The organism is Pseudomonas siliginis (assembly GCF_024072275.1).
GTDB classification, from domain to species: Bacteria; Pseudomonadota; Gammaproteobacteria; order Pseudomonadales; family Pseudomonadaceae; genus Aquipseudomonas; species Aquipseudomonas siliginis.
In genome coordinates this window covers 5382923-5396780 of record NZ_CP099598.1, presented here as the reverse complement: position 1 = coordinate 5396780, position 13858 = coordinate 5382923, and the positions used below count along the sequence as shown (strand labels likewise).

Below are 13858 nucleotides of genomic sequence, written 5' to 3'. Positions count from 1 at the left end.
CATGGACCATCTCGTACTCACCGTTTTCGCCCCGGACAAGCCCGGGCAGGTCGAGCGCATCGCCCAATGCATTGCCGAGCACGGCGGCAACTGGCTGGAGAGCCGCATGTCACGCATGGCCGGGCAGTTCGCCGGGATTCTGCGCGTGGGCGTGCCGGCGGAGGCTTACGACGAACTGGTCGATGCCCTGCAAGCGCTGTCGGCCCATGGCATTCGGGTACTGATTGCCGAAAGCGGAGTGGAGCAGTCCTGCACGTGGAAACCGATCGCCATGGAACTGGTCGGCAATGACCGACCGGGTATCGTTCGTGATATCACTCGCCTGTTGAGCGAGCAGGGTGTGAACCTGGAGCGGCTGGTAACTGAGGTGCGCCCGGCGCCAATGAGTAGCGAGCCGCTGTTTCACGCCGAGGCAATTCTCGCGGTGCCGCTGACCTTGTCGCTCGACGTTCTGCAGGCGCGCCTGGAAACCCTGGCCGATGATCTGATGGTCGAACTGGTGTTACGCACAGAGGTTTAAGCGCAGACAGGGTTATTCAGGTTTAACGTGCACCTGCCTGTGGATAACCTGTAGAGACAGACCGCCACGCCACGCCGGCCGTGGCTTTGCGCCCGTTGATCAAAAAACCGCCAACATTCAGTGACTTGCGCACAAACGGCGGGGATCACGCTGTGGATAAGCTTGGGAAGGAACGATGCAGGCCACGAGAACCGTGGCCTGTGGAGGTTTGTGCGTTTTTTGATCAGGCGCGCCGGCGCAAACTTATCCACGCATCAACGCTGTAGACCGCCAGACCGGCCCAGATAAACATGAACGCGACCAGCGTGCTGGACGACAAATGCTCGCCAAACAGCAGCACGGCTTGCAGCAACACCAGCGTCGGCGCGATGTATTGCAGGAAGCCGATGGTGGTGTAGGGCAAGTGGCGGGTGGCGGCGTTGAAACACACCAATGGCACCAGCGTCACCGGGCCGGCAGCCACGAGCCACCAGGCTTCAGAGGTGGTCCAGAAGGCCGGCTGCACACTCGTGGCAGTCTGATTGAACAGCAACCATGCAATCGCGATCGGCACCAGCATCCAGGTTTCCACCACCAGCCCCGGCAACGCCTTGACCGGCGCCTGCTTGCGGATCAGACCGTAGAAGCCGAAAGTCAGCGCCAGCGCCAGCGACACCCACGGCAAGCTGCCGACCTGCCACACCTGCTGCGCCACGCCGATGGCAGCGAGACCGACCGCGACCCACTGCATGCGCCGCAGCCGTTCGCCAAGGATCACCATGCCCAACAGGACGTTGACCAGCGGATTGATGTAGTAACCCAGACTCGCCTCGAGCATGCGGCCGTTGTTCACCGACCAGACATAGGTCAGCCAGTTGGCCGCGATCAGCGTGCCGCTCAGGGCCAGAATCGCCAGGCGTTTTGGATTGTCGAGCAGCTCGCGCAACCAGCCCGGGTGTTTCCACACCATCAGCAGCAACGCACCGAACAGCGCCGACCACAGCACCCGATGGATGATGATCTCGACGGCCGGGACTTCGGCGATGGCTTTGAAATAGATCGGGAACAGGCCCCAGATGATGTAGGCGCTCAGGCCCAGAATGTACCCGCGACGCGGGTTGGCGGCTTGCATGCGGAATCCTTGCTCGGGCAGCTGACAAAGGAAGGATTGTAAGGAGATTTGTCTGCAAGTGAGTTGTGAATTTGTGAACACCGGACAAATGTAGGAGTGAGCCTGCTCGCGATAGCGTCGGGTCAGCCAACATCAAAGTTGAATGTCCGTCCGCTATCGCGAGCAGGCTCGCTCCCACAGGGTTCAGGTTTGAATCAGAAGAGTTTCAGCGGCTCTTCATTCAGTGCCGCCAGCTGCTCACGCAAGGCCAGCACCTGGTCGCCCCAATACCGCTCCGTGCCAAACCACGGAAAGCTGTGCGGGAACGCCGGGTCGTCCCAGCGCCGCGCCAGCCAGGCGCTGTAGTGCATCAGGCGCAGGGCGCGCAACGGTTCGATCAGCGCCAGTTCGCGCGGGTCGAAATCATGGAATTCGTTGTAGCCGTCCATCAATTCCGACAACTGCCCAAGACACTCCTGACGATCGCCGGCGAGCATCATCCAGATGTCCTGCACCGCCGGGCCCATGCGGCAATCGTCGAGGTCGACGATGTGGAACATCTCGTCGCGGCACATCATGTTGCCGGGGTGGCAGTCACCGTGCATGCGGATGTTCTGGTGCGGCGTAGCGGCGTAGACATCTTCGACGCGTTTGAGCAGGTCGCGGGCAACCGACTCGTACGCCGGCAGCAGGCTCTTGGGAATGAAATTGCCCTCAAGCAGGGTGTTCAGCGAGGCATGGCCGAAGTTTTGCACCGCGAGGGCTTCGCGGTGCTTGAACGGCTTGGTACCGCCCACCGCATGCATGCGCCCGAGCAACTGGCCGAGGCGATACAGCTGATCAAGGTTGCCCGGCTCCGGCGCGCGGCCCCCACGGCGCGGGAACAGGGTGAAGCGGAAACCGGCGTGCTCATGCAGGGTTTCACCGTTATGGATCAGCGGCGCTACCACCGGAATGTCGATGTCGGCCAGTTCGAAAGTGAACTGGTGCTCTTCGAGGATGGCCTCGTTGGTCCAGCGCTGCGGACGATAAAACTTGGCAATCAGCGGCTCGGAGTCTTCGATACCGACCTGATAAACACGGTTTTCGTAGCTGTTGAGCGCCAGAATGCGCGCGTCGCTGAGGAAGCCGATGCTTTCAACGGCATCCAGGACGAGATCGGGGGTGAGGGTTTCAAACGGGTGGGCCATGCTGACTCCTGCGCGCAGCAGGCTGCTGCGTCCGGCTCGGCATGGTAGCGCAGATGGCGGCGGCGGAGGTGGTTGGTGTCATTGCTGATGCCATCGCTGGCAAGCCGGCTCCCACAGGTTTTGCGCAAGACCTGTGGGAGCTGGCTTGCCAGCGATGAGGGTTTATCAGGCGCCGACAATCCCGCCGTCTTCGCGCGTAATCGCCATCACCGAAGACCTTGGCTTGCCGTTGGGCAGGTGCTCGGGGAAGGTCGAACCGCCGTTCTCGCCTGGATGCTGAATCCCGACAAACAAGGTTTTCTGATCCGGCGAGAAGCTGATCCCGGTCACTTCGCAACCCACCGGCCCGACCATGAAACGGCGAATCTCACCGGTCGCAGGATCGGCGCAGAGCATCTGGTTGTTGCCCATGCCGGCGAAGTCGCCAGCGTTGCTCGAATCGCCGTCAGTGAGAATCCACAGGCGTCCGGCCTTGTCGAAACCCAGACCGTCGGGGCTGTTGAACATGTTCTGCGGGGTGATGTTGGATGAGCCACCCTTTGGCGTCCCGGCATGCACGCCCGGGTTGCCGGCGACCACAAACAGATCCCAGGCAAAGGTCTTCGAAGCGTGATCGTCGCGGTCGGTGCGCCAGCGCAGAATCTGCCCATAGACGTTCTTCTCGCGCGGGTTCGGCCCGCCCACCGGTTGACCGTCTTCGCCACGTTTGGCGTTGTTGGTCAGGGTGCAATAAACCTGGCCGTCCTTGGGGCTGACGACGATCCACTCCGGGCGGTCCATGCGTGTTGCGCCGACGACGCTGGCGGCGAGGCGCGCGTGGATCAGCACTTCCGCCTGATCGGCAAACCCGCTGCTGGCGTCGATGCCGTTCTTGCCGTGGGTCAGTTCGATCCACTGGCCCCGGCCTTTCGGGTGATCAGGGTTGCCGTCGCCGGCGTCGAATTTGGCTACATACAAAGTGCCGTGATCGAGGATGTCGCGGTTAGCCTTCTGATTGCGATGGTTGATGCGGTCGCGGCTGACGAATTTGTAAATGAACTCGCCACGCTCGTCGTCGCCCATGTACACCACAGCGCGACCATCGTCGGTCTCGGCGAGTGCGGCGTTTTCATGCTTGAAGCGGCCCAGCGCGGTGCGTTTGACCGGAGTCGATTGCGGATCGAATGGGTCGATCTCGACCACCCAGCCGTGACGGTTGAGCTCGTTGGGGTTCTTGGCCATGTCGAAGCGCGGGTCGTGCGGGTGCCAGTTGATGTCTTTGCTGCTGGCGACAACGCCGTAGCGCTTTTGCGCGGCATCGAATTGCTGCTGGGCGTTGCTGCTGCCGAAGCAGTCGGTGAAGTTTTCTTCGCAGGTCAGGTAGGTGCCCCAAGGCGTCTTGCCGTTGGCGCAGTTCTGGAAGGTGCCGAGGACTTTTTTGCCGTGCTTGTCGGCGGCGGTTTTCATCAAGTCGTGGCCGCGGGCCGGACCGCTGATGCGCAGCGGCGAGTTGCCGTGGATGCGGCGGTTGTAGCGCGAGCCCTGGACGAATTGCCACTGGCCGTTCTTGCGCTGCACTTCAATCACCGACACGCCTTCGCAGGCCAATGCCTTGCGCACATCCTCAGCCGACTGCGGCATGCCGCCATGCGGATATAGATAGCGATAGTTGGTGTATTCGTTGTTGATCGCCATCAGCGCGCGGTTCTTGTCGTCCGGGAAGGCGAACAGGCTCATGCCGTCATTGTTGTCGCCGAACTGCACTTCCTGTGCGGCAGCGGTGCCGTTACCGCTCGGGTCGAAGGCCGGGCCGTTCTTGTGCAACGGCTGGCCCCAACTGATCAGCACCGAAGACTTGTAGCCCTTGGGCAGGCTGATGGCGTCGGTGGTCGCCGCCGGAATGCTCTCGAAACCGAGCAGGCGGCTGTTGCCGGCGCTGACGCTGGCGGCCATGACGCTGCGGCTCAACAGGTTGCCGCCAAGGAACATCGCCGCGCCGCACAAGGCACCGGCGCTGATGAAACCGCGACGGCTGAGGCCGACCATTTTTTCCAGATCAGTGGATTGGTTTTCTTCTAATAGGCTCACATCAGGCTCCCTGCTTGGTTATGGGCAACACCTTAATGCGGGTCGATGACGCTTTTGTGGCAAGACAAATCAGAGCGGCGTGCCGATCAGCACGTTGGACGGCGCGCATTGCACCTGCACCGAATTGCCGACGTCCAGCCCGTGGCTGCGCAAGTGCAGCGGTTCGGCCAAGGCGCAAAGTGTCTGGCCGTTGGGCAGGGAAATGCGCACTTCGCTGGGTCCGTCCTCGGCATCGAGGATGGCTTCGATGGTGCCGCGCAGGACATTGTGTCCGGGCGTTGCCGACTGATCGGCGCCGAGCAACTCAAGCCAGCCAGCCTTGATCAGCGCCATCACTTCGGTACCGATCTGCAATTCCAGATGCACGGTGCTGTCGTGGGTGATCTGCGCCTCCAGAGCAATGCCTTCGGCCAGTTCAAGGCGGATCAAGTCATTGCGACCCTGCGCCTGAATCGCTGCCACCGTGCCATGCAGTTGATTGCGCGCACTGGTCCTGAGCATCAGCCGCCCGAGCAGGTCGAGATCACTGGCGTCTTCCGCCGCTTCCAGCACCTGTGCCTGCAACGCCTGCAATTTCTGATACAGGCGCAGCACTCGCTCGCCCTCGCTGGACAATCTGGCGCCACCGCCACCCTTGCCGCCCACCACGCGCTCGACCAAGGGTTTCTGCGCCAGGTTGTTCAGCTCATCGATCGCATCCCACGCCGCCTTGTAACTGAGCCCCGCGCTCTTCGCCGCACGGGTGATCGAGCCTTGCTCGGCGATGTGTTGCAGCAGGGCAATGCGCTGCGGGCGGCGGACGATGTGCTGGGACAGCAGGGTGGGCAGGGACATATCAGAACGCTTCTGGCTCGGGCGATGAGAGGGACGTTGGCCACTTGCAACGCATGAGTCAAGCCTGACGCAAAGCCCCCTGTGGGAGCGAGCCTGCTCGCGAAAGCGGTTTGACCAACAACAGCTTTGTTGAATGTGATGCCCATTCGCGAGCAGGCTCGCTCCCACACGATATCTGTATTCGCTTCAGGTACCGGGCTTCGGCGTACGGGCCAGGCAATACACATCAACCCGCGCCGCACCTGCATTCATCAACAACCGCGCCAGCGCTTGAGCGGTCGCGCCCGTGGTCAGAACATCATCCACCAGCGCGCAATGGCGGCCACTGACCTGCGCGTCAGGCACCAGCGCAAAGGCATTGCGCAAATTGCGTTTGCGCGCCTTGGCGTCGAGATCCTGCTGGGCGTCGGTGTCCATGACTCGCCTTAGAAGCTGTTCTTCACAGGGCAGATCCAGAGAAACACTCAACCAGCGCGCGAGCATCGCCGCTTGATTGAATCCTCGCCGACGCAGTCGTTTATTCGCCAACGGCACCGGTAGCAACACATCAGGTCGCGGTAAGTCCTCGGCGAAGCGATGCTGCAGGTATTGGCCGAGAACGTCAGCGAGCAGGTGACCAAACGGCCATTTCGCGTTGTGTTTAAACCGTGTAATCAGACTGTCCACGGGGAAGCCATAAACCCAGGGCACGGCGACCTGTTCGAAGGCCGGAGGCTCTAGCAGGCATTCGCCGCAAGTCAGGCCCTCCACCGCCAGTGGCAAAGCGCAGGTCTGGCAGTGACTGCCGAGCCAGGGCAGCTCGGTTTCGCAGGCCTCGCACATTGGCATTTGTGCTTCTGCGGGCTCATCGCACAGCAAACAGGTATGTACGTTTTTTAAACAGATGTAAACCTGTCCTTGGTATTGCGGTTGACAGCGCATCGCTCTTCCTTAAATATGCCGAACATCCGTGTAGCGCCTGTGGGTATTCCGTTTCCCCCGGCGCCAGCCAAGCATAACCAAGGAATTGCCCATGAGCGCGAGCACCACCGCCACCCTGCGTCACGATTGGTCTCTGGCCGAAGTCAAAGCACTCTTCGTACAGCCATTCAACGACTTGCTGTTCCAGGCGCAAACGGTGCACCGCGCACATTTCAACGCCAACCGCGTGCAGGTCTCGACACTGCTGTCGATCAAGACCGGCGCCTGCCCGGAAGACTGCAAGTACTGCCCGCAGTCCGGGCACTACAACACCGGTCTGGAAAAAGAAAAGCTGATGGAAGTGCAGAAGGTCCTCGAAGAGGCGGCCCGCGCGAAAGCCATTGGTTCGACGCGTTTCTGCATGGGCGCGGCGTGGAAACATCCATCCGCCAAAGACATGCCGTACGTGTTGAAGATGGTTGAAGGGGTGAAAGCCCTCGGCCTGGAAACCTGCATGACCCTCGGCCGTCTCGATCAGGAGCAGACCGAAGCGCTGGCCAAGGCCGGTCTCGATTACTACAACCACAACCTCGACACCTCGCCGGAGTTCTACGGCAGCATCATCACCACCCGCACTTACAGCGAGCGCTTGCAGACGCTGGCCTATGTACGCGAGTCGGGGATGAAAATCTGCTCCGGCGGCATTCTTGGTATGGGCGAATCGCTGGACGATCGCGCCAATCTGCTGATCCAGTTGGCCAACCTGCCGGAGCACCCGGAATCGGTGCCAATCAACATGCTGGTGAAAGTCGCCGGCACGCCGCTGGAAAACGCCGAAGACATCGACCCGTTCGACTTCATCCGCATGCTCGCCGTCGCGCGCATCCTCATGCCGCAGTCCCACGTGCGCCTGTCCGCCGGTCGCGAAGCGATGAACGAGCAGATGCAGGCCCTGGCATTTTTCGCTGGCGCCAACTCGATTTTCTACGGCGACAAATTGCTCACCACCGCCAACCCGCAGGCGGACAAGGACATGCAGCTGTTCGCGCGCCTCGGTATCCAGCCTGAGGCTCGCGAAGAGCACGCGGATGAAGTGCACCAAGCGGCGATCGAGCAGGCGCTGGTGGAGCAGAAGAGCAGCGAGCAGTTCTATAACGCTGCCATCTAAAAGCTGCACGGATTGCGCTGAAGGAATGCAAAACCCCTGTGGGAGCGAGCCTGCTCGCGAAAGCGGTTTGGCCGCGAATATCCATGTTGGATGTGACGCCCATTCGCGAGCAGGCTCGCTCCCACAGGGGATCTGTGTCATTTGAAAATCGAGGCCTGCATGTCATTCGATCTCGCCGCACGCCTTGCTGCCCGTCGTGCCGACAACCTTTATCGCCACCGCCCGCTGCTCGAATCGCCGCAAGGGCCGGAAGTGGTGGTGGACGGCCTGCCGCTGCTCGCTTTCTGTAACAACGACTATCTGGGCCTGGCCAATCATCCGCAGGTGATCGAAGCCTGGCGCGCCGGCGCTGAACGTTGGGGTGTCGGCGGTGGCGCGTCCCATCTGGTGATCGGCCACAGCAGCCCGCATCACGCGCTGGAAGAAGCGCTCGCCGATCTGACCGGGCGCCCACGTGCGCTGCTGTTCACCACCGGCTACATGGCCAACCTCGGCGCGGTCACCGCGCTGGTCGGGCAGGGCGATACGGTGCTCGAAGACCGGCTCAATCATGCCTCGTTGCTGGACGCAGGCCTGTTGTCCGGCGCGCGTTTCAACCGCTATCTGCACAACGACGCCGAAAGCCTGGGCAAACGCCTGGAGAAAGCCACTGGCAACACACTGGTGGTCACCGACGGTGTGTTCAGCATGGACGGTGACATCGCCGACCTGCCGGCGCTGGCCCGCGCGGCCAAGGCCAAAGGCGCGTGGCTGATGGTCGACGATGCGCATGGCTTCGGCCCGCTGGGCGCCAACGGTGGCGGCATCGTCGAGCATTACGGCCTGAGCCAGGACGACGTGCCGGTGCTGGTCGGCACCCTCGGCAAAGCCTTCGGCACCGCCGGGGCCTTTGTCGCTGGCAGCGAAGAGTTGATCGAAAGCCTGATCCAGTTCGCCCGCCCGTACATCTACACCACCAGCCAACCGCCGGCGCTGGCCTGCGCGACGCTGAAAAGCCTCGAGCTGTTGCGCAGTGAACACTGGCGCCGTGAGCATTTGCAGACACTGGTCCGCCAGTTCCGCCACGGCGCCGAGCAGATCGGGCTGGAGCTGATGGACAGCTTCACGCCGATCCAGCCGATCATGATCGGCGATGCCGGCCGCGCGGTGCGGCTGTCGCAAATGCTCCGCGAGCGCGGCTTGATGGTGACCGCGATCCGTCCACCGACCGTGCCGGCCGGCAGCGCGCGGTTGCGCGTCACGCTGACCGCCGCCCACAGCGAGGCACAGGTGCAACAGTTGCTGGAAGGGTTGGCAGATTGCTTCGCCCGATTGTCATTGGAGCCAGGCCATGCGTAATCGTCTGATCCTGCTGCCCGGCTGGGGCCTCGGCGTGTCGCCGCTGGAACCGCTGGCCGCAGCATTGCGCGGCCTCGACGAACATCTGCAAGTCGAGATCGAACCGCTGCCGGAGCTGGACTCCGCTGATCTTGAAGACTGGCTCGACGAACTCGATGCGCGCATTCCGCAGGAAATCTGGCTTGGTGGCTGGTCTCTGGGCGGCATGCTCGCGTCTGAGTTGGCGGCACGACGCGGCGAGGCGTGCTGCGGGCTGCTGACGCTGGCGAGCAACCCTGCGTTTGTCGCCCATGAGCAGTGGCCGAACGCGATGCCTGGCGAGACGTTCGATGCGTTTCTTGCCGGTTGTCAGGCCGACCCGCGTACCACGCTCAAGCGCTTCGCTCTGCTATGTGCGCAAGGTTCACCAGACCCGCGCGGCTTGTCGCGCTTGCTGCTCGCTGGCGCGCCGGCCACCGCGCCGACCGCGCTGATGGCAGGGTTGGAGCTACTCGCGCAGCTGGATACACGCCAGGCGTTGCAGGGGTTTCGCGGCCCGCAGTTTCATCTGTTCGGCGGACAGGACGCGCTGGTTCCGGCGGAAGCGGCCGGCGCATTGTTCGCGCTGTTGCCGGATATCGAAATTGGTCTGATCGAACAGGCCAGCCATGCTTTTCTGCTGGAAGACCCGCATGGAGTCGCGGGCGCGATCCAGGCTTTTCTACATGAGTGCGCTGATGACTGATCTGTCCCTTGTGCTGCCTGAGGGCTTGCCCGACAAGCGCCAGGTGGCGGCGTCTTTTTCCCGCGCTGCGGCCAGTTACGACAGTGTCGCGGAGTTTCAGCGTGACGTCGGCACGCAGCTGCTTGAGCGTTTGCCTGGGAGTTTCATGCCGTCGCGGTGGCTCGATCTCGGTTGCGGCACCGGCTATTTCACTCGTGCGCTGGCCTCGCGTTTCACCCAGGGCAGCGGTGTCGCGCTGGACATTGCCGAAGGCATGCTTGATCACGCACGGCCGTTGGGTGGCGCTGAGCATTTCATTGCCGGCGATGCCGAAAGGCTGCCGTTGCAGGACGCGAGCTTCGATCTGATTTTCTCCAGCCTTGCAGTGCAATGGTGCGCCGACTTCGAGGCGGTGCTCAGCGAAGCCTTTCGCGTGCTTAAACCGGGGGGGATTTTTGCGTTTGCTAGTCTTTGTACAGGGACGCTGTTCGAGTTGCGTGAGAGTTGGCAGCAGGTCGACGGGCTGGTGCACGTCAATCGCTTCCGCGAGTTCGCCCGCTATGAACAGTTATGTGCCGGCAGTGGCATGCGCATTTTGGTGCTGGAGAATCAGCCGCACGTGTTGCATTACCCGGATGTGCGCAGCCTGACTCATGAGTTGAAAGCGTTGGGCGCACACAATCTGAATCCCGGGCGGCCGGGCGGTTTGACCGGACGGGCGCGGATTCTCGGGCTGATCGACGCGTATGAGCGGTTCCGTCAGGCGTCGGGGCTGCCGGCAACGTATCAGGTGGTATACGCCGTGTTGGAGAAACCTCTATGAGCGCAGCCTATTTCGTCACCGGTACCGACACCGATGTCGGCAAAACCACCGTTGCTGCCGGATTGCTCCATGCGGCGCGGTCGGCAGGCTTGAGCACGGCGGCGGGCAAACCGGTGGCATCGGGTTGCGACGTCACGCCCAAAGGCTTGCGTAATTCTGATGCCTTGGCGCTGCTGGCCGAATGTTCGTTGCCGCTGACTTATCAACAGGTCAACCCGGTGGCGTTCGAGCCAGCGATCGCTCCGCATCTGGCGGCTCGCGAAGCAGGTGTAGCGCTGACGGTGCAATCGCTGCTGGCGCCGATGCGCGGGATTCTGGCGATGAACGCCGATTTCACCCTGATCGAAGGCGCGGGCGGCTGGCGTGTGCCGTTGGCCGATCAGGACAATCTCTCTGACCTGGCGATTGCACTGAAGCTGCCAGTGATTCTGGTGGTGGGCGTGAGGCTGGGGTGCATCAGTCATGCTTTGCTGACCGCCGAGGCCATTGCCCGCGATGGTCTGCAATTGGCGGGGTGGGTGGCGAATATCATCGATCCGAAAACTTCGCGGCTGGAGGAAAACCTCGCGACCCTGGCCGAGCGCATTCCCGCGCCATGCCTGGGCCGGGTGCCGAAACTCAAGGCGTTGAGCGCCGAAGCGGTGGCCGAGCATTTGCAACTGGATTTGCTCGATTAAGTTTCTCGCTATGAACAGGCACTGTGCCATTAGTGTTTTTGACGGGTGTTTTGCCGGCGCGTCTGCTTCAATGGCGAGCATTGATCCTTTGCAAGGATGAGAGTGACTATGGAAATCTCCGGCAACACAGCTTTTTATGCGGGGCTGAGCTCGATTCAGTCCGGGCAGAACCGCGTCGATCAGGCCGCCAGCCAGATCGCCAACAACACTATCGAACGTTCGGTGACCAGCCAGTCGTCCGAAGTGCAGGTAAATCGCCTGCGCGGTGTGGATCGTGCACAAGAATCGGACCTGACGAGCAATATCGTCGAGCTGTCGCAGGGCAAGATCCAGGCAGAGTTGGGTGTGAAGGTGGCCAAGGCATCCGACGAAGTGCTCGGGACGATCATCGATACCTTCGCCTGATCGAATTTGTTGTAGACCCCGAAACGCCGCGCCCTGTCGCGGCGTTTTTCGTTTAAGTCCTTCTTGCTCAACTAATCTTTTTACAACGCCCGTGGCTTACGTGAAGTCGCGGCGATTTCCAGTTTCCGGCATTTGGAGAACGTGATGACGAACGGCAAAAGAACGATGCTTGACAAGATTTCGGCGTAAACGTATGTTTCAAACAACTGTTTGACCGTCACAACAACTCAACACGGTCGTTCATTCCCGGTTACATCAGCAGAGGTTTATCGCTATGCCTGACTACAAGGCCCCCTTGCGTGATATTCGCTTCGTTCGTGACGAACTGCTCGGCTACGAAGCGCACTATCAGAGCCTGCCAGCGTGCGCAGACGCCACGCCGGACATGGTTGACGCCATCCTCGAGGAAGGCGCCAAGTTTTGTGAGCAGGTACTGGCGCCGCTGAACCGCGTGGGCGACATCGAAGGCTGCACCTGGAGCGAGTCCGGCGTGAAAACCCCGACTGGCTTCAAAGAGGCGTACAAGCAATTCGTCGAAGGCGGCTGGCCAAGCCTGGCGCACGACGTCGAGCACGGCGGTCAGGGCCTGCCTGAGTCGCTGGGTCTGGCGGTGAGCGAAATGGTCGGCGAAGCCAACTGGTCTTGGGGCATGTACCCAGGTCTGTCGCACGGTGCGATGAACACCATCTCCGAGCACGGCACCCCAGAGCAGCAGGAAGCCTATCTGACCAAACTGGTCTCCGGCGAATGGACCGGCACCATGTGCCTGACCGAACCGCACTGCGGCACCGACCTGGGCATGCTGCGCACCAAGGCCGAGCCTCAGGCCGACGGTTCCTACAAAGTTTCCGGCACCAAGATCTTCATCTCGGCCGGTGAACACGACATGGCCGACAACATCGTCCACATCGTACTGGCGCGTCTGCCGGATGCTCCGGCTGGCACCAAAGGCATCTCGCTGTTCATCGTTCCAAAGTTCCTGCCAAACGCCGATGGCACCATTGGCGCGCGCAACGCAGTGAGCTGCGGTTCGCTGGAACACAAGATGGGCATCCACGGCAACGCCACTTGCGTGATGAACTTCGACGGCGCCACCGGTTACCTGATCGGCCCGGCGAACAAAGGTCTGAACTGCATGTTCACCTTTATGAACACCGCCCGTCTCGGTACCGCGCTGCAAGGTCTGGCTCACGCCGAAATCGGCTTCCAGGGCGGTTTGAAATACGCTCGTGATCGCCTGCAAATGCGCTCGCTGACTGGCCCGAAAGCACCGGACAAGGCCGCTGACCCGATCATCGTCCACCCGGACGTGCGCCGTATGCTGTTGACCATGAAGGCGTTCGCCGAAGGCAATCGCGCGATGGTCTACTTCACTGCGAAGCAGGTCGACATCGTCAAATACGGCGTCGATGAAGAAGAGAAGAAGAAGGCCGACGCACTGCTGGCGTTCATGACCCCGATCGCCAAAGCGTTCATGACCGAAGTCGGTTTCGAAGCCGCCAACCACGGCGTGCAGATCTACGGCGGCCACGGTTTCATCGCCGAGTGGGGCATGGAGCAGAACGTTCGCGACAGCCGCATTTCGATGCTGTACGAAGGCACCACCGGCATCCAGGCCCTCGACCTGCTCGGCCGCAAAGTGCTGATGACTCAAGGCGAGGCTCTGAAAGGCTTCACCAAGATCGTCCACAAGTTCTGCCAGACCAACGAAGGCAACGAAGCCGTCCAGGAATTCGTCGCGCCGCTGGCTGCACTGAACAAGGAATGGGGCGAGCTGACCATGAAGGTTGGTATGGCTGCCATGAAAGATCGCGAAGAAGTCGGCGCGGCCTCCGTGGACTACCTGATGTACTCGGGTTATGCCTGCCTGGCCTACTTCTGGGCGGACATGGCACGTCTGGCTGCGGAAAAACTGGCTGCCGGTACCAGCGACGAGGCGTTCTACACCGCCAAGCTGCAAACCGCGCGCTTCTACTTCCAGCGCATCCTGCCGCGTACCCGTACGCACGTGGCCACTATGCTGTCGGGTGCTGGCAATCTGATGGACATGAAAGAAGAAGACTTCGCGCTGGGCTACTAAGCCTTAACGCAGTCTGACGAAAACCGCTGCTCCCGTTAGGGGGCAGCGGTTTTTTTATTGGCG

Annotated in this window: 13 protein-coding genes; 8 read left to right on the top strand and 5 right to left on the bottom strand. The window is 61.5% G+C overall.

Features of this window, described 5'->3' with window-relative positions:
• Window position 1 precedes the first annotated feature (1 nt).
• Complete coding sequence (locus tag NF676_RS24840; protein WP_016772854.1) at window positions 2-520, top strand: glycine cleavage system transcriptional repressor; 519 nt, start codon at window positions 2-4, stop codon at window positions 518-520.
• Window positions 521-743: 223 nt separating this feature from the next.
• Here the strand turns inward: NF676_RS24840 and rarD are convergent, their stop codons facing one another.
• The 5 genes from rarD to NF676_RS24815 all read right to left on the bottom strand — a co-directional run bounded on the left by rarD (window position 744) and on the right by NF676_RS24815 (window position 6622).
• Window positions 744-1631: an EamA family transporter RarD gene (rarD, locus tag NF676_RS24835; RefSeq protein ID WP_041476730.1), complete on the bottom strand. Its 888-nt coding sequence runs from the start codon at window positions 1629-1631 to the stop codon at window positions 744-746.
• A gap of 194 nt (window positions 1632-1825) precedes the next feature.
• Window positions 1826-2800, bottom strand: a complete 975-nt coding sequence (locus NF676_RS24830; protein WP_056786600.1) for a serine/threonine protein kinase — start codon at window positions 2798-2800, stop codon at window positions 1826-1828.
• A 165-nt stretch (window positions 2801-2965) separates the two neighbouring features.
• Complete coding sequence (locus tag NF676_RS24825) at window positions 2966-4867, bottom strand: PhoX family protein (protein ID WP_064361248.1); 1902 nt, start codon at window positions 4865-4867, stop codon at window positions 2966-2968.
• A 69-nt stretch (window positions 4868-4936) separates the two neighbouring features.
• Window positions 4937-5701: a TOBE domain-containing protein gene (locus NF676_RS24820; protein ID WP_252886898.1), complete on the bottom strand. Its 765-nt coding sequence runs from the start codon at window positions 5699-5701 to the stop codon at window positions 4937-4939.
• A gap of 186 nt (window positions 5702-5887) precedes the next feature.
• Entirely contained in the window at window positions 5888-6622 is a 735-nt protein-coding gene (locus tag NF676_RS24815; RefSeq protein WP_252886897.1) for a ComFC family protein, read from the bottom strand.
• A 91-nt stretch (window positions 6623-6713) separates the two neighbouring features.
• Here NF676_RS24815 and bioB point away from each other — a divergent pair, with 91 nt between their 5' ends.
• The 7 genes from bioB to NF676_RS24780 all read left to right on the top strand — a co-directional run bounded on the left by bioB (window position 6714) and on the right by NF676_RS24780 (window position 13795).
• Window positions 6714-7769, top strand: coding sequence for a biotin synthase BioB (bioB, locus tag NF676_RS24810; RefSeq protein ID WP_056786610.1), 1056 nt, complete (start codon window positions 6714-6716; stop codon window positions 7767-7769).
• Between the two features lie 159 nt (window positions 7770-7928).
• Window positions 7929-9107: an 8-amino-7-oxononanoate synthase gene (gene bioF / locus NF676_RS24805; protein WP_252886896.1), complete on the top strand. Its 1179-nt coding sequence runs from the start codon at window positions 7929-7931 to the stop codon at window positions 9105-9107.
• Window positions 9100-9831: an alpha/beta fold hydrolase gene (locus tag NF676_RS24800; RefSeq protein ID WP_150743549.1), complete on the top strand. Its 732-nt coding sequence runs from the start codon at window positions 9100-9102 to the stop codon at window positions 9829-9831. Before bioF ends, NF676_RS24800 begins: the two co-directional genes overlap by 8 nt.
• Window positions 9824-10633: a malonyl-ACP O-methyltransferase BioC gene (gene bioC, locus NF676_RS24795; protein WP_150743548.1), complete on the top strand. Its 810-nt coding sequence runs from the start codon at window positions 9824-9826 to the stop codon at window positions 10631-10633. Before NF676_RS24800 ends, bioC begins: the two co-directional genes overlap by 8 nt.
• Window positions 10630-11310, top strand: coding sequence for a dethiobiotin synthase (gene bioD / locus NF676_RS24790; RefSeq protein ID WP_041476721.1), 681 nt, complete (start codon window positions 10630-10632; stop codon window positions 11308-11310). The genes bioC and bioD overlap by 4 nt, the downstream gene beginning before the upstream one ends.
• A 108-nt stretch (window positions 11311-11418) precedes the next feature.
• A complete protein-coding gene (locus NF676_RS24785) occupies window positions 11419-11715 on the top strand; it encodes a pyrroloquinoline quinone biosynthesis protein PqqE (protein ID WP_071173831.1) in 297 nt (98 codons plus the stop codon).
• Between the two features lie 274 nt (window positions 11716-11989).
• Entirely contained in the window at window positions 11990-13795 is a 1806-nt protein-coding gene (locus NF676_RS24780) for a phenylacyl-CoA dehydrogenase (protein WP_024014564.1), read from the top strand.
• The last annotated feature ends 63 nt before the right edge of the window (window positions 13796-13858 follow it).